The sequence below is a fragment of the Bacillus sp. JH7 genome (assembly GCF_001563515.1).
Taxonomy (GTDB): domain Bacteria; phylum Bacillota; class Bacilli; order Bacillales; family Bacillaceae_G; genus Bacillus_A; species Bacillus_A cereus.
In genome coordinates this window covers 1,557,003-1,578,264 of sequence record NZ_LPUS01000001.1, presented here as the reverse complement: position 1 = coordinate 1,578,264, position 21,262 = coordinate 1,557,003, and the positions used below count along the sequence as shown (strand labels likewise).

Below are 21,262 nucleotides of genomic sequence, written 5' to 3'. Positions count from 1 at the left end.
ATAGTTCTTAAATGTGACAACTTAATAGAAATCTATTATATTAACAAAAAATTCATGTCTAATTACATACAACGATTCTATATTAAATGAAAATGATATTCATCGTCAATTTTATTGACTATTTGAATACTTATTATTTCTTTCTACTTTGTTTCTTATAAGCAATACACTTTTATATTCAAACAAAAACACCTCCATTACATTTGCACACTTAGTATGCGAATGCAAGAGGTGTTTTTTTATATACCATCAGGTAAGATTTCCTGCTTTGTTTATTTCTTGATACGTAGCTATTTTTTAATACACAATAACTGGATCATACGTGTTCAAACTATCATATACAGTTTTTGCAACATTAGGAAGAAGGTTCACACACCCACCTGATCCTCCTGTTAAATAAGCATTATTTCCCCAGTCTTTGCGCCAGCCGGCATCGTGGAATCCTTGACCACTATTTGTGAATGGAACCCAGTAATCTACTTTAACCGCATAATCAGCTTTTCCTACTGCGTTACCTCTTAGCGTATATGGTGTTCGTTTATATAGGACGTACCACACACCTGGTGATGTATCTTCACCAGTACTATGTTTACCAGTTACTACATTTGTTGTAACAACTAATTTTCCATCTTTGTAAATCCAAATTTGTTGCTCTGCAATTGAAACTTCTGCATACGTGTCTCCGATGCCATTATTCGATGTTGTTTTATAACCGATACCTTCCTTCTCCCAACCATTTCCGTGAATATTAGAAGCAGAAAGCGCCTTTTCGCCTTTCTCAAAGGCTTGTTGAACTTGTTTAGTTTCTTTTTCAACATCTAGTGCCCAGCCGTATCCCTGTCCTTTTACTGATATGACTGAACCGGAATGCGTTTTAAATGAGAAATCTTTATTTAATGTTGATTTGGCATTATTAATTTCAGTGATTTTCTTCTTAATGTCACTCGCATCAATTGTAACTTTCATATCCTTTGACATAGAGGCATTTTGAATTAAATCTTTCGCTTTTAAAGGATAAACTTCATCCTGCACTTTATACTCAACAGACTGCCCAAGAAGATTCTGTAGTGCTTTCTCCTCTTTTTTGACAATCGGATCGTCTTCTTTAATAGGTTTTATGTATGCAGACTTCAGATGAATTTCGCTTTTATATTTTTGCTTATCGTAATCTTTCAGTAGACTAGTAACGTCATACTGTTTTCCCTCAACACTTTTCGAAATAACAATTTTTCCTTGTTCTAGCTTCGCCATAGCATCTTGAGGCGCTTTTAATTTCTCATTCATAGAGATGAGCTTTTCTTCTACAAGTTTTTTCATCGTTTCACTACGATACTGATCTGCCTTCTCTGGTAGCAATGAATAATTTTCTCCCTTTGAGGAAGGAAAAAATGTCCACTGACTTTTTAATAGTTTCTTAACCTGAGGCAAATCTTTTTCCTTAAGTTCCGTTTTTGTATCTTTTTCATCTAAAATTTGTTGTTGATCAACATAGACTTTGTTTGCTAGTCCAGATGTCTTTAGTTTCTGTATTGCCTGATCAGCGCTCAGACCACCAACTTTTGTGTCATTAATTGTAACATTCGAATTGAAGTGAGTTGCCTGGTAATAACTCATTCCCCCAATAAGAAGTGCAATTACACCAATACCCGCTGCGATAAACTTCCAATTTGTATAACGTTTGTTTGATCTTACTCGTTTTTGATCAATTTCTTCAACTGATTCATTTGTTGTATTGTTGTTCATCAATCTTTCCCCCGTATGTATTAACGTCAAACGATTTTCAATTAAAATCATAGACTAGTGTACCTTATTTTTCCTAAAATTTCATTATTTCCGATCACATTTTATCGCAATTTAATGATTAAATTTAGATTTTTTAATAGTACGATGCATTGCACAGCCCTTTACAAGTTATAAAATGAAATTTCAATCAACCGTTATACCAAGGGAATTAACTACATCTTCTTTGGAAATTTTTTTCTCTTTACGCAAATACGAATTATATTATCCATTTTATGAACATCACCTCCTAATTTTGTCAAAAAAATAAACGATAGTCCTTCTATCTAAAATGTAGAAGGACTATCGTTTTTTCAGTTAGAGTATTTGTATAATCGTTTAAGTTTTTATTTCCTGAAGGTCAAACTTGATGAAGATGATGAAATTTCATCTCATAGCCTTTAAATGAAAACATTATGTTTTTTATGGCAACCAAGTTTATTTTCTTAGCTTGATGTACCCACATATCCAGCAGCCTAAGATAAAGTAAGAGTCTGTTCAACTAGATTTTTTCTAATATTTTTAGGAGCATCTTATTTCGCCTCGTCATATTTCACTAATTGAATTTAAAACACATCCGTATGCTATTTAGTAAAATTTACGATTCGAGACGTAATTATTGCAGTAATCAAGATAATAATAGCGGTTATCAAGCCAGATTCTCCAATCCAAATCTCAGTTTGATATCCTGTACTTGCACGTGCGAAAGTTCCTTGAATAATGGCATTCCAAGTAGTATGGATGATAACCGAAGGCCAAACGCTACCTGTGATAAGTCGTAAATAAGCTGTAATATAACTGAATGGCACAATACATAAATAGATGCCAAGTACTGAGAGAAAGACAGATGATCCCTCTACATACAGACCAGCGATAACAATTGGAACATGCCACGTTGCCCAAATCAATCCACTAATAAGGATCGGCCGTGAAAACTCTGCATCGACTAGCCTTGTGAGCATATAACCTCGCCAACCCATTTCTTCTCCCAAAACTGGGATTAAGTTAAGCAAACTTCCGAAGATGCCGCTCAATACAACTAGATAAATGAAACTGAATGGTGCCGCTACATACTGAAGTCCAAGTATATTGTAGATCGGTTCTAACATACCACCTTCAGGATGCTGAAACCTCGCAATTCCGCTCAGCCAGGCGATTGAATAAGTAATTCCACAAATAATCATAGGGATTAGCAGAGCAAAACCAATCCCCTTCCATACCTTTAAGTTACCGAGACCAAAAGATACATCTTTAAACCCTTCTTTCAGTATTATGCGAGTCAAAATAGAAGAAAGTGCTGGGGTAAACATATATACCACAATAAGCGGCATACTTTTCGTAATTATTACTACTACATTTAGGATAATAGAAGTAATGATTAAAATACTCAGAAAGAGTTGAAGTCCTATTTTAGCACGTTGGATTTTATCTTTATTGTGGAACGATTTTGCGTGTAATATCATTGTAATCCGCCTTCCCCTTTCATTCACTTGTTTATCGAATTTACTTCTTGTCATTTCTACAGACACACCTTAGAATAAAAATATTTTGGCATACAGATTCATTCATCTTTAACATCACTCCCAAATTTATAATCTAGTTTTACTTGCAACTCATCCATGTAATTATTATTTATAAGTTGTCATAACCGATAGTACAAAAGTGTAATGATTAGTCTATGACCTGTGTCAATTAACCTTATGACACTATGTAACTAGAAAATATGATATGGAATAAATAACAATTGAATTAAGGCAATTGATTCGTGCAAGTACAATGAATCATTCTTGCTTTTACAAATAATTCAATTGAGGTGGAAAAAAATGAATAAGAAAAAAATAATTGCAATGGTTAGTACAGCTCTATTAGTCACAGGAGGTGTAGAAGTAGGTAACGCTCAAACAGTAGCAGTCGAAAATTCAGGTCAATCAATACAAAAAAATATAGTTAAATCCATACAATCACAGGCTTACCCATTAAAAACGATAGAGCCGTCAAAATCATTTGAGGATTTAAAACCACTTAAGAAAATGATTGGGAGCGCACAATATGTAGGATTAGGAGAGAATACTCATGGAAGCTCTGAAATTTTCACTATGAAGTTTCGCCTTGTGAAATATTTGGTTACTGAGATGGGTTTTACAAATTTCACAATGGAAGAAGATTGGGGAAACGGCTTAAAACTAAATGAATATATCCAAACAGGAAAAGGAAACCCTAGAGATTTTTTAAAATTGTTATATCCTACTGATGAAATTATAGCCATGATTGAGTGGATGAAAGATTATAATGCTGATCCATCCAATAAAAAAAAGATCCAATTTATTGGGCTCGACTTAAAAACGTTGGACCAAGGCAGCTTTAATAAAGTAATTGATTATGTAAGGGTGCATCGACCGGATTTGTTAGCAGAAGTAGAAGAAAATTATAAAGAATTATCGTCTTTTACTGAAAGTATACAGGAATATATGAAACTTACTCCTGAATTGAAAGAGAAGTTCAAAGCAAACGCTGAGAGGGTAGCTCGATTACTAAAAGATGAGAGTGAGCAAGCCAACACAGAAATAGTTTCACCTGAGTACATCTGGGTGAAAGCAACGGCAAGTGCAATAGAGAAATTTACCACAATGCTACTTCCTAACGACTATCCAAGTATGATAAAGCTACATGAGCAATACTTGGCCGATCATGCAATGTGGGCACAAGAGACATTTGGTGGTAAAACGATGGTATGGGGACACAATATTCATATAGCTAAAGGAATTATCGATGAGCAATTATATCCTGATGTTGCGGGGCAGTTTTTAAAGGAACGTTTAAACAATAATTATGTCACAATTGGTAGTACAACTACGGAGGGGAATTTCACCTTATATAGCGAATATAATCCTTCCACCGGAGGTAAGATTACAACAGACGCTATTCCACAAGATGTAAAAAGTTTCAATTACACTCTCGGAAAAGTGCCCTATAAAACGTTTTTATTGGATAACCGTCACCTTAAAGGACAAGCAGAGAAATGGGTTAAAGCAAAAAGACCATTACTAAGTATAGGAGGACAAATCATCCCCAACAGTTCGGTATACTTTGATACTTCATTGCTTGAGCAATTTGATATTATTTTTCATATTCGAAAAACAAGTCCATCTCATATTAAATAAAAGTACAAAACAATCCCGTTCTTGCAGATGTAAGAACGGGATTGTTTTGTGGGGATTAATAAAGTGAAACTTTAATCAGCAAGTTTTTGTTCATCCCCCACTTATTATTAGCCTTCACCAATCGTGCGTTTACCGGCAGCCCGCCCCCCCCACCTAACGCTGAATTTTGAGGCGGGGGTCTTACTGCCTGGCAAATAGCGGGATACAAGCATCTTTGTTAACTAGAAGTAAACTGCTCTCCCCCTTTTTAATATCATTTAGAACTGTCATATGACACTTTTACACTAGTGAGAATGACAAAAAAAGCAGTATGATTCGGTTATTACATAGATAGGAGCGATGAACTTTATGAAATCAAAATTCATCCAGAATGGTTATTTTTTATTGCTAACTTTCGTTACAGGATTATTTTATTTTTGTTTTTATCTAATAGCTCTGCTATTCAGTTTTACCCTTTCATTTACGGTAATTGGGATTCCACTAGTTATACGCGTACTACAGACTACGACACCTTTTATCCAATTCGAGCGCATACAGACGAAAATTTATACTGATATTTCGACCGACTCTTACGATAAAAGTATAAAAATGGCTACATCAAACTGGACTCAGGTGAAATTAGTGCTTACAGATCGTCGCACTTGGTCTGCTGTCTTTTGGTTAATGCAGAAATTAGTGATTGGCATTTTCAGTCTCATTAGTGCAATCATTTTTTATGTAATGCCACTTATGCTCCTGTTGGCACCACTACTGTATCGCTACATTGAAATGAATATTATTTTCATACAGATAGATACGTTTTCCAAGTCACTTTTTGTAATGTTTATGGGTATAGTATTTACCGCCATAAGTATTAGAATAGTAGATGGTTGGACAAAGAAAATTGGGGGCTATACACGTAGCATGATTCGGCAACTAAATCAATAAAAGTTTGCAGTCTGTGAGTAGTATCGTAGTTTTAAATTAAAAAGTATAATAAGACAGGAAGAATTAAATTATAGTATAGGAAGAAAATGGTAGGCCATTTAGGGGGTAAAGAACTTGTTAGATATGGTTAAGTATTGGTTTTGGTATGATTGGATTATGTTGGGGGTACGCCTACTTGCTAGTGTGTCTATCATTCTAGCTACATTAAATTTTCAGGATGGTTTAACATTACCACTTTGGAGTATTATTCTTTGGGAAATTATTGCCTTCTCTATTCCATGGGTAGCCTTACTATTCAATTATAAATATTATTTGTTCACAGAAATACTGCTGTATGGTGGACTATGTATATATTTAACCTCATTATTTCCAGGAGCTTACAACACATTTCTTATATCAGTGTTTCTAATTGCTGCGAATAGTAAGCATTTGTCCTATTATTGGACAGCTCCAATAACAGTTTTTATAACGACTGGAATTTTCTATGCGGTTGCGGCAAGTAATAGCTATTGGGTTATGGTCACCTATTATGGATTCGCATATGTAATGGGCTTCGCTTTTCATTTATTAATCGTCAATCATAAACAAAATGAATCAATTCGTAAACAAAACGCGGTACTTGAGCAATATATGTCTCAGATTGAACGCATCACACTGGCGGAAGAACGGAACAGACTGTCGAGTGAGCTTCATGATACAGTTGGTCATGCTTATACTTCTATTATTATGGGGATGGAAACGTTGCGTACCGAACTTTCTACTGAAATGGGTATACAGAGGCTAGACTCTCTGCTTGAAATGGGACGGAAAAGTATCGAGGACGTGAGAGGTTACCTACATCAAATGGATTCTCCATGTCAATCGCCTTCCTTAATTCAATCTCTACAAAATCTTGGAGCCGAATTTCAGGAGCACGCTCAGGTAAATGTAAGTTTTAGGACATTCGGAGAGGAATATCAGCTGTCTCGGCAAGCGAAGATCGCATTCATTCGTTGCTTACAAGAGTCCCTTACGAATGCAGTACGTCATGGTCAGGGAACTGAAATTATAGTTTCATTGCAGTTTGACGAACAATATACGAGGTTAGAAGTTCAAGATAATGGAAAAGGAAATGTAGAATGGCAGGAAGGCTTTGGTATGAATGCGATGAAAGAACGGGCAATGAACTTGCAAGGTCAATTGTCTGTATATACAAAGCCTGAGGAAGGAATGCTTGTTACTTGTACCATACCGCGACAAACTGAAATAAAAGATGGACTTATTCGTTTGTTAATTGTAGACGATCAGCCATTTGTCCGGAAAAGTTTGAGGACACTACTCGATAGATATGAAGATTTAAATGTAGTCGGTTTAGCTGAAGATGGCAATGAAGCCATCGATTTGTGTGGGCGCCTTCAACCCCATGTTATACTTATGGATTTAGATATGCAGCACATGGATGGAGTCGAAGCAACCAAAAAAATCAAGCAACAATGGCCACATATCCGCGTATTAATTTTCACAACGTTTCAGGATACCGAACAGGCGTTGGAATCACTTCGCAACGGTGCGGATGGTTTTTTACTTAAATCTATTGAAACGTTGGAGCTAGCCAATACGATCCGACTTATTCACAAAGGTGGGACACTAATTGATCAGGGAATGTCTCACAAAATATTTGAGAAGTTTGATGAGCAAAAAGAGACACCAGAATCAAAAGCAGCCGCTTATGAGCTAACAGCTAGGGAGATAGAAATATTACAGCTAGTAGCAAAGGGACTTCGATACACTACCATAGCATCAAGGTTATATTTATCGAATGGTACGGTCAGAAATTATGCTTCTACAGCTTATACAAAGCTAGGAGTCTCTAACAAAGAAGAAGCTGTTCAAAAGGCTCTAGAAATTGGAATTATTGAATAAAAAAGTGTTTTTTGTTTCTTTACAGCAAGGTAAAATGTAGTTACAAGGTACAGTAAAGGATAAAGTGAAACTTTAATCAGTGGGGTTTGTTCATCCCCCACTGATTATCAGCCCTCACCAATCGTGCTGCCCGTTAATGCGGGATAAACAACATCATTACATTAATCCTTTTTAGGGAGTACAATCCCTTTATATAATTGAACTGTAATCAAGTAATAAATCGAGTAAATTACTACAAAAATAACAAGTGGTAACCAAATACGAAAGTACGGATCGATTAAAAGCGATCCAAACATGTTCATACCAACTAATATGTGAGTAATCCCCACAATTGCTGGGAATAAGAATATGAAGAATAACTCTTTATAGATTGATTTTGTTAATAATTCTCGGCGAACACCAATTTTACGAAGCATTTGATAACGTGCTACATCTTTTGATGCTCCCGACAGAACTTTAAACATTAAGCAGCTTGCCATCATTGCTAAAAATGCAATTCCAACGAAGAAACCCATAAACATTAGTCCGCTGGCAAAATCATGACTCATAATATATTTTTGATACTTACTATCCAATTCTTCAGCTTTCACATTTTTATATTTTGCTATCTGTAATTCATCAAGTTTTTTCCATTCTTTTATGTATGATCCAAAATCATCTGTTTTCCCTATAAACACAGTACTTTCTTTACCCTTCAACCCATCGTATATGTTTTGTTCTACAATTTTGATTTCATAATGAGGATACATATAATTTGGCTGGATCGTTCTGAAAGCCTGAATCCATTGTTTTGTGTCGATTTCTCCTTTAACCCATTTTATTGAAAATGCACCAATTGGTATTTCCTCTGAAACTTTTTCTATTTTCATGCCTTGCAAGAAAGGGCGATTTTTTTCTACATCTTCTTTAAGATAATAAACATACCTATCATCAACTTTGTAATGGTATTCAAATTTTTCTTGAAATAAGATACCACCCAAAATTGTCTTTTCTTCCGCAGTTGGATTATGAATGACTGAATCGTAAATTCGCATTTGATCTGTCATGTTTATAATGTTGTTTTTAAATGCCATACCACAAGCAATTCCACCAGCACCAAGAGCCACTAAAATTGCTACTGTTGCAAGCACATTTGTTAGACTATTAATGCGGAAATTTAATTGTGCAAAAGTAAAAGCATTGAGGCCTTTTTCACTACGTTTTTTATTACTCTTTAGCTTGTTAATCATAACTGGGAGAAGGGATCCAAATATAAGGTAAGTACCAGTGGTTGCTGAGATTAATCCAACGGCCATTAATCCCAAAGCAATTAGCGAATTTGCATATGACATATAGATCAGTGATGCATAACCAATACCTAATAAAAGAATACCAAGGAATGCAATTACAACTGTCATTTTTCCTTTTATGGCAACACGTTCTGTTTGTGCATCTGCATGTACAAGTTGCAGTACAGAAATACGCGATAATTTAATACTATTCATAATTGCAGATAATACAAATAGTACAAAGAAGAAGACGCAAGTAATAGCTATTGATGGCAAATAAAATGCTTTATAACCTTCACCAGCAAACTCGAGTTGTTTCATTAATAACTGGCCGATCCCTTCTGCAAGTCCTACACCAACTGTAATACCAATCGCAAGAGACGCAGCGCCTAATACGATTGTTTCGATAAACATAAGTAATGTAACTTTATGCTTTTTTGCTCCTAACATCATATACATACCAAATTCTTTTTGACGAAGAGCTGATAAGAAAGAGTTTGCATATAAAATAAAAAAAAATGTGATAACCGCTAACAAAAAGGAACCAATTTTAAAGACAGCCACAATATCCCTAATAGAAGAGTTAGATTCAAGGAACGTTTTATTGGATGCTAGCGTTTGAAACATATAAAAAGTTGAAATAGAGACAATAAGACCAACAAGTAAAACAATGTAATCTTGCAACTTACTTTTTAGGCCTGACATAGAAAGCTTAAATAACATGATTGAACTTCCTTCCTTACGCTTTTTGTGTGCCTAAGTTTGCAAGCACGTCTAAAATTTCTTTATAGAATTCTTCACGGGTACCACCGCGATGAATTTCTTTATATAACTCACCATCTTGAATGAATAAAATACGCTGACAGTAACTTGCGCTATAAGGATCATGCGTAACCATCATAATGGATACACCTTGCTCTTTATTTAAGCTTGTCATGGCATTAAGTAAACTCGTTGCATTTTTAGAATCTAGAGCTCCAGTCGGCTCGTCTCCCAAAATAATTGCTGGTTCATGAACTAACGCACGTGCTGCTGCAGAACGTTGCTTTTGTCCACCAGATACTTCAGAAGGATATTTTTGAAGTATCGCTGTAATGCCTAACATATCAGCTACTTTTTCTACTTTCTTTCCAATGTTACGAGATGAAACACCTTGAAGTGAAAGTGGGAGTGCGATATTTTCATAGATAGATAAATTTTCTAATAAGTTAAAGTCTTGGAAAATGAACCCTAACTTTTGTGAACGAAAATCAGAAAGTTCACCTTGCTTCATTCTCGTAATATCCGTTCCTGCAATTTCAACAATGCCGCCTGTCGCTTTATCTAACGTTGAAATTACATTTAATAATGTTGTTTTACCAGAACCAGAAGGCCCCATAATACCGACAAACTCCCCCTCTTGAATTGAGAATGATACACCTTTTAATGCATGTGATTGATTCTCACCTTTTTTACCGTACAATTTTTGAATGTTTTTTACATCTACAACTGGCTTTATCATTTATATCCTCCTACATTTTTTTATTTCATTACAATAAGCTAACTACGTTTGTTTACTACTAATAAAATCGTCATGTTGCATTCACCCTAAAGCTACAATGAAGTCTTTCCTTTTTCCTTCTTTGCTCACCTCATCACTTTGAATACACCCATGATAAACTATGAAAATTAGGAAACACCCTGTAAAATCCTTAAGAATTCTTAAGTTTTATAAAAAAAGCTTATGGAACCTGTAATTCCATAAGCCGGTCTATTTGATTGGATGTTCAACAATAAAGGACATCCAGCCATCTTTATATTCTGCATGTATATTACCATCATGAAGTTCAACAATTCTTTTTGATATAGCAAGTCCCAGTCCATTTCCTTGATCATTTTTTCTTGCCTTATCACCCCTGAAAAATCTTTCAAACAATTTATTTGGATCGCTAACAGGCGGTCTCTCGACTATATTTGATACTTTTAAAATTACTTTGTTATCCATTAATTCAAGACATATGAATAATTGGGATGGTTTCATGCTGTAATTTATCGCATTCATAAACAGATTTTCATATACACGTACCATTTTTTCTGCATCTATGAAGATAGGTATTATTTCTTGTGTAATTGATTTTTGAACGATTAAACTTTCCTTTTCAAATATAGGAATGTATTCTCCAACTATTTGCTCCAACAGACCTGATAAATCAACTTCATTAAGATTTAACTTAGCATCTATGCCTGATAAACGAGTATATTCAAACAGCTCATCAATTAAATATTTCAATCTCTGTGACTTTGAATAAGTGGTTTCAAGGTATTCCTGTAGTTGTGTGTTATTGTTGTATTGCCCTCTTTTTAATAAATCTAAATAACCAATAATAGATGTCAACGGTGTGCGTAAGTCATGAGATACGTTAGTTATGAGTTCATTTTTTGTACGTTCTAATCGTCTTTCTTGTTCAAATGTATTTTCCAATTCCTTAGACATATAGTTGATATTTTGAGCAAGTTGGGTCAATTCGTCCTTCCCCTTAATCCCAATTGTTAGACCTAGTTTTCCATTGGCAATATCATTCACGTTATCAGAAATAAGCTTCAAATATACTATTTTCTTTCGAACCAATATCAAAAAAAGTATAATAAAGGTAAAGATTGCGAACGCGAATAAGAACAACATTGCGACATTGAATTCAAACATACCAAATTCTTCGTATTTTATAAATAATGGATCTATGACGTATGCCAAAATGAGGATTGTTAAACCAAATGAAATAAAAAAACTAATTGCAACAGCACCAAGAAGTTTTATAATGATCTTATTTCTGAAACTAACATTCTTCATATTTTATACCCAATTCCCCAAACAGTTTTAATGTAAATGGGATGTTTAGAATCCTCTTCAATTTTGTCTCTTATTTTTGTAATATGCACCATGACGGTATTGTCTGATTTATAAAAAACCTCTTTCCAAACTGCTTCATATATTTTTGCTACACTCATAACACTCCCTTTATTGCGGGCAAGTAGTTCGAGAATAGCAAACTCTTTTGGAGTTAACCTTGTTTCTTTTCCTCTTACCCATACTTGACGTGTATCTGTATTTACGGTTAAGTCACCAATTTCTAGAATGCTTTTATTATGTTCTACGGACGTATTGTATTTTTTAAATCTTCTTAATTGGGATTTCACTCTAGCGATTAATTCTAATGGGTTAAACGGTTTTGATAAATAATCGTCTGCACCAGAGGCTAGGCCCTGAATTTTGTCTATATCCTCAGATTTTGCAGATAGCATAATGATAGGCATATTGCGATCTTCCCTAATTTTCATACATGCTTCAATGCCATCCATATTCGGCATCATAATATCTAAAATAACCAAATCAAATTCCTTTTCTTCTAACAGTTGTAAAGCTTGTATAGCATCTTCTGCCTTTTGAGTTTTTAGTCCTTCATTTTCTAGATATACAGAGATAAGATTTCTAATCTCTTTATCATCATCAACAATAAGAATTTTTGACTCCATATTATTCCTCCACATTAAATGCAATAAGTATACAATAAAGCATATATTTGTTGTTACTTAATAAACTTACTAGAGATAGTTTCTATCTTTTTTTCTTTAATTAAGACGATTCTTTGTAAAATACACAAAAAGACCGTCACAGTATTGTGACGGAAAAACAGGAAAATTTCAATAACTAATACTATTATTATTTATTTTTAGCTTTTAAGACACCCAGCGCTATTTTGGTTGCTTCTGCAATAAGCTTATCATCGTATTTAGCATCCTCTTTATCATGATTAGAAAGTATCGCAAGAACAATTGGCTTTTTATTTGGTGGCCAAATAATTGCGATATCATTTCTGGTTCCATAAGATCCCGAGCCCGTCTTATCAGCTACTTCCCATCCTCCTGGAACTCCAGCACGAATTAAGTTGTCTCCGGTAGTATTCCTTTTCATCCAATCTATTAATAAATCCCGTTTCTCAGTTGAAAGTACATCTCCTAACGCAAAAGCCTGAAGACTAGTAGCTAATGCCTTTGGGGTACTAGTATCATGTACGTCTCCTGGATGCACTTCGTTTAACTCTGGTTCAAAACGTTCAGGATTTGTAACGGTATCTCCTATTTCTCTCAGTGATTTTTTGAATTCACTAGGTCCACCTAATTGTTTAAGAATAAGATTTTGTGCAGTATTATCACTATATCGAAGGGAAGCATCTGCAAGCTCTTTCAGAGTCATGCCCCTATCAACATACTTTTCTGTAATTGGGTTGTAATTAACAAGATCTTCACGAGTATACAAAACTCTTTGATTTAGATCTTCTATTGATTTCTTTTGTAAAAGTACTCCCACAGCTAAAGCTTTGTGAGTAGATGCGTATGCAAACCGTTTATCTGATTGATACGTAACGGTTTGATTCGTATCAGTGTCCAATGCATAAATACCAAGTTTAGCATCAAATTCTTTTTCAAGTTTAGCAAAAGAATCATTACCATTAGTTTCTTGTTTGATTTGATTTGTTTGTTTCGTTTGTTTAAGTGATTCAGATTGAGTATTACCATCGGAACAGCCTATAAGCGTTGCACATGAAAGAAATACTACAGGTACCATCTTTTTGTAATGTAAAATGTTAAAAAACTTGTTTAAGACTATCATACATTTTCAACCTCTTTCAAGAATATATAGTTTTTTTAGGTGTTATACATACCGACACAATGAAAAAGTCTATCGGATATCACTCTTCTTGCATCTCACTTTCCATAAAGTGAAACTTTAATCAGCCCTCACCAATCGGGCTTTTACGGGCAGCAGGGCCCCCATCTAACTTCTTTACTTTCGCTGAATTTTGAGGTGGGGATCTTACTTCCTGGCAAATAGCGGGATAAAATGAGCGAATTATCATGAACACCTGTTTTATACGTATACTTAATAGACAACCTAAATAACAAGTTTGTTCCATTTTTATCAGTAGTCGTATCTAGAAACCTAAAAAAGTCCATTTAGAAAATCTAAATGGACTTTTTCACTCATATAATCCTATCTATAGTTAAACGAATAAGATTAAATAAATTTAATTTTTCTTATTTTATCTAATAAACTGTTTAGGCATTTCTTTAACGTGCTTATCGTCATCACGCCAATCATAGGTTTCTTTCTGTGAAACATCTAAAGTTTGATCTCCAATTCTAACAATATTCTTATTTACCCATTCAATATATGGATCTGTATCTGGATAGTTCCAATATATATTTTTCTCTGAATCTGTATCAAGGTTAACTAATTCACCCCTAACAGCATCCGCACTTAATGATCCTGCATTATGAAAATAAGTCTTGATGAGATATTTTCCATCTGGAGATTTCACTGTTCGAATGAATTCCCCTTTTGGAACACCTTGCAAACTAAAAAGTTTCCAATATCCAAATCCAATTATAATTACTAACATAGTAAGTATAGTTAGTAATACTTTTCTTTTTGTTTTTTTAATTTCACCTTTTGTATTTATAATACTCATTCAACTCCATTCCACAGAACGCATACCATATTATACCATTAAATAAATGGTATAATATATCAAAAATAAAAATCCTCCCGTAATAGCATTATAAAAAGGGCATGTGATGGTCTCCCTATTTATAAAGTGAAACTTTAATCACCCTCACCAATCTGGCTGCCCGTTAATGCGGGATAATCATGAAAATTCCCCTTTAAGAAAAAAATAAAAAATCAGACAGTATACTTGAATTGCTCTTCGCAAGAGAATATACTAATAAAGCAGGCTATGACGTTCCTTCCTTCTAACTTCTTTGGCCAAATAGGGATGTTACTTTCCTGCTAAACACATAGGCTATGACAATTCTTCCTTCTTTGTAGAAATTTCAAATTGTTTTAGAGTTGTCAATTCCCTATGAAAAATAATTAGACTATAAAACCTCTTTCTTCTTTGGGATTGCATAAACTTTAGTTTATCAACCATTGATGTAGAGGTTTTCTTTTCTTAATTAACAAATTACCACTTAACAACTAAATGTTATATCCCTAATTTTCCACTAAAAAATAGCTATGTACCCTCTGTGCATTTTTCTACAATTAGTGTGTTTATACATATAAAAATAAAAATCTACCACTGAAAGGAGGACAGTCAGACTATTCCCCTCTTTTATAAGGCGTGAATAGCTGGCGTTCTCATGAAAAATTCTATTTACATAAGAAGAAGTTTGAAAGTAATTATAAAAAGAGAAGAAAATAAACTACCGAACATTTATTTAGCCACTGTTTTAAAAAACTTGGAAAATTTAGGATTTACTTTTTCCGAGCCTTTAATAGAAGAGTTGCAAACACTTTCGGTTGATGCATTCACATCGTTTTACAAAGAGTTGGTAAAACATTTAAAAGAAATGGTTGGAGCACATATTCAGTTTACTCCTATGTATCCAAACTTTCCGCAACAAATGATGGATTTAAGTGACGCTGATTTATACATTAATGCCATTATTCATTATGTGACGTTGCGCCTACCTGTATCAAAAGTAGAAGAACGACTCCCTCTTTTAGATAGAGTTGATTTGAAAGTTATTGACTTAGGAAGTGAAGAAGATTTCAATCAAATGATTTCTCAATTGATTAGTGCAAACAGCTCTATTTCCTCAACTGATAAGACGGATGTAGAATGGGCTATTACACACACTGAAGATGTTTCCTGTTTTCTACCTAATGTAATTCCTCATAAGGAAAATATGTCTTTTATAATTGGGGTTTTATTAATAAACAGAAAAATATCAGCCGATGCTGCTGCAAAGTATTTTAAAACAGCAACTGATGTTCTTCGCCTTGCAGTTGCTTTATCTGAAGGCGATGTGAGTTTAGCATCCTCCGTCCGATTCAAGAAGTTTAACCGAGCAGAAAGACGCTTCCTTTTAGGATTGTTAGAGCAATGCGGAAACATTACCGAAGATATGCTTCGATACAAAAAACGTTGGATTCGTTTAGGTGAAATTCTTCATCCAGCAGAATATCATACTCGTTTCCCAAAAACCCACCGAGCATTTGAGATTCTTCGCAACAACATTAAAGTTGAAACATTTAATGGAAAAATAGAAGCAGCTTTGTTGAATCGTGATATCATGACAGCGAAAAATCTTTTAAAAACTCGCCCGGGGGAATTTGCCAGACGCTTGGATCATTTAATCCGTTTATGTAGTGATAAGTCAACAGATGTTTTCAATATTCTCGAAGATTTTCTAAGTATAATAGGAAACGTTTCTACTCCTGTATTACTTCAACTCACAGCTCATTTTAAGCATCGAAATGATAAAAATGAATTTCGTACCTTTTTTCCAAAGGGAAATGTAGCAAAAGCTATAGGTATCGAAAATACACTTCCATTTATCTCAGAGGATATTTGTTTAATGATTGTAAAAATGTGTGAAGATACTTTAAAAAATCGCTTCGCAGAACTTCCAAGTCTCGGAAAAGTATTTTTGGATGAACAGTTAAAAAATCACTTAGTTCCCTTCTCTCAACGTTCAGCCAGCAAAGCGCTTCGCACATTATCTCGAGGAAGTAAAGTAGATTTGCCAGAAGGAGATACGATTCGTTTTTTCCTATGGTGGAAAGAAGGCTATGTGAATGGACAACATACAGGACGCGTTGACATTGATTTATCTGCTGCAATGTACGACGAAGATTGGCAATACAAAGAACATGTATCCTTCACGAACTTACGTTCAAAAAATTTCAAAGCCTACCATAGCGGAGATATTACTTCTGCACCAAAGGGGGCATCTGAATTCATTGATTTCGATATTCCGTCTGTGCTGAAATATGGTGCACGCTATGTAGTAATGACTTTGCTTTCTTACACAGACCAACCGTATAAAGATTTACCAGAATGCTTTACTGGTTGGATGGTTCGTCAATATCCTGGTTCAGGTGAAATATTTGAACCTTCTACTGTTCAAGATAAAGTGGATATTACTGCCGACACCCAAATCTCTATTCCAGTTATTTTAGACTTAAAGGAACGAAAATTGATTTGGACAGATTTGTCTCTTACGAGAGATCTAACTTATGATAATACCATCGAGGCTAATCAAAAAGGTATGATACTAGTTGGGAAGGCTTTAACTAATTTAGTTAAACCGAATTTATATGACTTGTTCCGATTACATATTGAAGCTAGAGGTGAACTCGTTCAAGACATCGAAGAAGCAGAAAGCATTTTTTCTTTGGATAAAGGGATTACTCCTTTCGATATTGAAAAAATAATATCTGATTTTATAGCTGACTCAAAAGGCTAACTACATTACAAACATTGATAATGCGTGGAAAATATCGATGTATAATGTCTATGTGAAACAGGACCTGATAGATGCATATCAGGTCCTGTTTTTTATTTAGTAGATACTAAATAGTCCGGTTAATCACCATTCATCTAAATACACTATACTAATAAAGTGAAATTTATTCGAAAGAAGTTCATTAGTTAATATGTATCTAATTAAGAAACAGTCATATACCAGCCCAAACATCTTTTCCATATCGCCCTTCATCTTGCACACGATCCAACCAATTTCTTGCTTCTTGTTCACTGACTTCATGAATTTCTTGATATGCTTGACAAAGGGTATCTTCTACATCCGGAGCCATTTTACTTCCATCACCACATATATAAAGATGAGCTCCATTATCTAATAACGAAATTAAATTGATTCTATCTTGTTTTATTAAATGCTGTACATATGTTTTTGGATGTCCCTCTAGACGAGAAAAAGCTGTGTGTAAAGAGATTAATCCATCTCTTTCATCATTTTCTAGTTCTGTACGATAAAGATAATCTTTTTCAGGATGACGACAACCAAAATATAGATGTGCTTCTCCTAAGTTAATACCTTTTTGCTTTTGAACACGACGCGCTTGCAAGAATCCACGGAATGGTGCAATTCCAGTACCTGGCCCAACCATAATAATTGGTGTTTCTGGATCTTTAGGTAATTCAAAGTTTGATTGTGGCGTTCGAATGAAACAGATAATCTCATCTTTATTATGACGCTGAGCTAAGTAATTAGAAGCGACTCCTTCATATGTCCCTTCCCCACTCCATGCAGGCGCATTAACAACACCGACCGTAATGCTCAGACGATTCTGTGCAACGAGTGGAGAGCTTGAAATAGAATAGTAACGCGGTTTGAGCGCAGGAAGAAGTTCTAAAAAGCGTTCAAATCGGATTTCACAAGCCTCATACTTTTCAAGAAGGTCCAACATTGAAATCCGTTTCTTTAGTATTTGTTCATGGTAAACTCCTTCTTCTAATAATGCTTCCAATTCTTTTTTATGAGGAGGACATGCTGTGAATGTTACCATTTCTCGTATTTGTGCTCGAGTGGCTGCTTCTTGAACTTCAACACTATAACTAAGAAGGTCCAATAAACTAACAGGACTGTCTAAAGGTATGTGATTTATACTTCGTCCACTTGCACTCAGTATAACTTGATCCTTCCCATTTAATCCAAAGCGTCTTAAAATTCGGTTGATATTTTTCTCGCTATTAACTGGCAGCACTCCAAGGTGGTCTCCTTCTTTATATGTAGCGCCTTCTGGCAAGGATACCTCGATATGTCGTGTACTTCTATCACTGCTGGATGATTGGAGTTCACGATTTTCTAGTATAGACGCATAAACTGCTTCATATGTTCGTGCAAGAGGAGATCCTCCAAGACGACTGACAAATTGCAGACTCAAAGTACTGCGCTCTTTTTCCATATTTTTGTTGAGCTCCAATCCAAATGCCTTCATCGCATCAGACCACATGCTTTGTTTCCATTGCTCGAGCTGTTCCTCGAAATCACCACTTGCATCTGCTTCTCCGCGTTTAGAAAATCTTGTTGCTCCTTTTTGAGCCATCTGCTCATCAATGTATCTTGGAATCCGTTGATAGGTACTAGCCCAATTATGATCTCCACAACCAAAAACTGCGTATTGAACCCCTTTTAGCTCATCTGTTTTTAGTTCCTCCAACCATTGCACAAACTGCCCTGCATTACTTGGTGGTTTTCCATTATAAGAAGAAGTCACAATAAGTACCGCTCCTTCTTTTGGCAAACTTCCAATTCGATCGTTAAGAGCTACCACTTCCGTTTGAACTCCTTCTAAACTAGCTGTATCTGCTAATTCTCTTGCAATACCTTCTGCTACCCCTGTATCCGAGCCATACAGAACAAGAAGTGAAAGATTATCGGCCCCAATAATAGAAGGTGTCTTCTGAACGTGCTGCTTAATTTCATCGTTTTTCAGCTTGTCCTCTGTAGGTGCAAGAGCAGTAGGATGGCTAATAGTTTGTTTTCGGGGTAGAATCCTAATCTTAAAATCACCGGGCTTTAGCGTTAATGTTTGTTTTACATCCAGCTGATAGTTTTGATAATCGATTAATTCAAAATGTTGAAGAAGCATTCCCATTACAAGAGTGGCTTCATGAAGTGCAAATTGCATACCGATACATGCTCTCTGGCCATTTCCAAATGGCTTATAAGCATGATGAGGAACCTTATCCAGCTCTTCAAATCGTTCAGGTTGGAATTCTTCCACATTGTCTCCCCATGCATCTTTATCCCTATGTAGCTGTGGAATAAGAACAGAAATACGATCTTCTCCTTTCTTAATTGGGTATTTCCCGCCAATCACTGTATCTTCTTTTGCATAGAGACTGAATGCTGGAGCGGTAGGCCATAGACGCAGTGATTCATTTAAAATCATCCGTATATACTTCAGTTTCATAACTTGTTGGTATGTTGGAGTAGGATCTGTCAAAACACGGTCTACTTCTTCATAGGCTTTTTTCAATTTATCCGGATTCTTTAATAAAAAGTAAATTGCAAAAGATAACAATCCACTTGTTGTCTCATGCCCAGCTATTAAAAAAGTGATAATTTGGAAACGAATGTTTTCATCATCTAATTTTTCACCAGTTTCCGGATCTGACACATTTAACATACGGGAAAGTAAATCATTTTCTTCCTGATCTCCACTACTTTTACGTTCAGCAATAATATTATCTACTAAAGAAAACATAGATTGGATATCATGCTGAAATTGACGTTTCGTTCTCCACATAAGTTTGTCTTCTATATCCAACCGCTGCAATTGGTGCATCGCCTCATCTAGAGCACGGGTCATGCTAGTAATAAAAGGATGAGGTGTCTCACGATAAAAGCTATTGAATCGGTAATTAAAACCACATAGACCAATTGTATCTAACGTAAGACGAGTCATATCCTCCGGAACATCTACGTTTTCATTCGGATTAAGCCGTGCCCATTTTTGAACGAGTTGTACAGCAATATCGACCATCATGGCATGGTAATCTTTCATTGCCCGTTGGCTAAATGTAGGCATCAAAATATTATGGGCTTTTTTCCAGTTAGGCTCGTGAGTCTCGCTAGTAAATAATCCGTCCCCAGCAAAGGCGCGAACTTTTGCTAAAGCACCCTCTATACTTTTATCGAACCGTGTTTCGTCACAGACTTCTGCTACCAGTTCATGTCCGGAAACGACAATTATGGTATCACTTAAAGTTTGAATTTGAAAAATGGGACCATACTCTTCCGCTATCTTGATAAAGGATAGGGTCGGTTTATCTTTATCGATTAATGGGAGATTACCCAGCGGTCCATATGTTTTCGGCTGAGGAATGGCAGATACTTTTTTTTCCATTTAAAACACCCTTTCAAAAAAGCATGAAATAAAGTGAAACTTTAATCAGTGGGGGTTTTGTTCATCCCCCACTGATTATTAGTTGAACCAATCGGGCTTTTACGGGCAGTTGATCCCCCACCTAACTTCTTTGCTTCCGCTAAATTTTGAGGTGGGGGTCTTACTGCCCGTTAATGCGGGATAACATATCCCATTTAATAAAGAGGAAATAGCAACTAATCGCCTGGGATAAAGATATGTAATTGATTACCTTATTTTATCTTTTCCCTAACTATTCATGATTATGATATTACGTATAAGCTTGGCAATTAGATTTATAACTTGTAGAAAAATACTAAATTAAAATGAAGCGAATAAATATAGTTGGAGCCTTTTAATGTTGGTGTTAAAAGATAATCTAAACTTGTAATGTTTATGAGAAATTGCAAACGGATCTCATCTCTTGTATTTGTTTATAAAAACGATTATTTTGATTCATTTTCTTCTAAAACACCCCAAAAATAGAGAAGTTGACGAGCTTAAGA

Annotated in this window: 13 protein-coding genes; 4 read left to right on the top strand and 9 right to left on the bottom strand. The window is 35.1% G+C overall.

The genetic code is table 11. The features are described 5' to 3' along the window. Nucleotides 1-297: 297 nt before the first annotated feature. The gene (locus tag AU379_RS08075; protein ID WP_061139096.1) at nt 298-1,743 is read right to left on the bottom strand and encodes a L,D-transpeptidase family protein; all 1,446 of its coding nucleotides are present in this window, start codon (nt 1,741-1,743) and stop codon (nt 298-300) included. A gap of 620 nt (nt 1,744-2,363) precedes the next feature. After that, a complete protein-coding gene (locus tag AU379_RS08070) occupies nt 2,364-3,242 on the bottom strand; it encodes a CPBP family intramembrane glutamic endopeptidase (protein WP_061139511.1) in 879 nt (292 codons plus the stop codon). A gap of 360 nt (nt 3,243-3,602) precedes the next feature. Here AU379_RS08070 and AU379_RS08065 point away from each other — a divergent pair, with 360 nt between their 5' ends. The 3 genes from AU379_RS08065 to AU379_RS08055 all read left to right on the top strand — a co-directional run bounded on the left by AU379_RS08065 (nt 3,603) and on the right by AU379_RS08055 (nt 7,769). Then, complete coding sequence (locus tag AU379_RS08065) at nt 3,603-4,940, top strand: erythromycin esterase family protein (RefSeq protein WP_061139095.1); 1,338 nt, start codon at nt 3,603-3,605, stop codon at nt 4,938-4,940. Nucleotides 4,941-5,288: 348 nt separating this feature from the next. Next, nucleotides 5,289-5,867: a sensor domain-containing protein gene (locus AU379_RS08060; RefSeq protein WP_061139094.1), complete on the top strand. Its 579-nt coding sequence runs from the start codon at nt 5,289-5,291 to the stop codon at nt 5,865-5,867. 114 nt (nt 5,868-5,981) lie between these two features. Then, entirely contained in the window at nt 5,982-7,769 is a 1,788-nt protein-coding gene (locus AU379_RS08055) for a hybrid sensor histidine kinase/response regulator transcription factor (RefSeq protein WP_061139093.1), read from the top strand. A gap of 161 nt (nt 7,770-7,930) precedes the next feature. Here the strand turns inward: AU379_RS08055 and AU379_RS08050 are convergent, their stop codons facing one another. The 6 genes from AU379_RS08050 to AU379_RS08025 all read right to left on the bottom strand — a co-directional run bounded on the left by AU379_RS08050 (nt 7,931) and on the right by AU379_RS08025 (nt 14,544). Then, a complete protein-coding gene (locus AU379_RS08050) occupies nt 7,931-9,760 on the bottom strand; it encodes an ABC transporter permease (protein WP_061139092.1) in 1,830 nt (609 codons plus the stop codon). A gap of 16 nt (nt 9,761-9,776) precedes the next feature. Continuing rightward, nucleotides 9,777-10,538: an ABC transporter ATP-binding protein gene (locus tag AU379_RS08045; protein ID WP_000595165.1), complete on the bottom strand. Its 762-nt coding sequence runs from the start codon at nt 10,536-10,538 to the stop codon at nt 9,777-9,779. 249 nt (nt 10,539-10,787) lie between these two features. Beyond that, a complete protein-coding gene (locus tag AU379_RS08040) occupies nt 10,788-11,864 on the bottom strand; it encodes a HAMP domain-containing sensor histidine kinase (RefSeq protein ID WP_025708663.1) in 1,077 nt (358 codons plus the stop codon). Next, entirely contained in the window at nt 11,861-12,547 is a 687-nt protein-coding gene (locus AU379_RS08035; protein ID WP_003313232.1) for a response regulator transcription factor, read from the bottom strand. Before AU379_RS08035 ends, AU379_RS08040 begins: the two co-directional genes overlap by 4 nt. A gap of 187 nt (nt 12,548-12,734) precedes the next feature. Beyond that, on the bottom strand, nt 12,735-13,685 hold the full coding sequence (gene bla, locus AU379_RS08030) for a class A beta-lactamase (RefSeq protein WP_025708667.1): 951 nt from the start codon (nt 13,683-13,685) through the stop codon (nt 12,735-12,737). Nucleotides 13,686-14,115: 430 nt separating this feature from the next. Then, nucleotides 14,116-14,544: a DUF5412 domain-containing protein gene (locus tag AU379_RS08025; RefSeq protein ID WP_000022538.1), complete on the bottom strand. Its 429-nt coding sequence runs from the start codon at nt 14,542-14,544 to the stop codon at nt 14,116-14,118. A 673-nt stretch (nt 14,545-15,217) separates the two neighbouring features. On the opposite strand from AU379_RS08025, the gene AU379_RS30195 reads away from it, so the two are divergent. After that, complete coding sequence (locus AU379_RS30195; RefSeq protein ID WP_000798021.1) at nt 15,218-17,329, top strand: TerD family protein; 2,112 nt, start codon at nt 15,218-15,220, stop codon at nt 17,327-17,329. Nucleotides 17,330-17,540: 211 nt separating this feature from the next. Here the strand turns inward: AU379_RS30195 and cypD are convergent, their stop codons facing one another. Continuing rightward, nucleotides 17,541-20,738, bottom strand: coding sequence for a bifunctional P-450/NADPH--P450 reductase (gene cypD, locus AU379_RS08015; protein ID WP_000412773.1), 3,198 nt, complete (start codon nt 20,736-20,738; stop codon nt 17,541-17,543). Nucleotides 20,739-21,262: the final 524 nt, after the last annotated feature.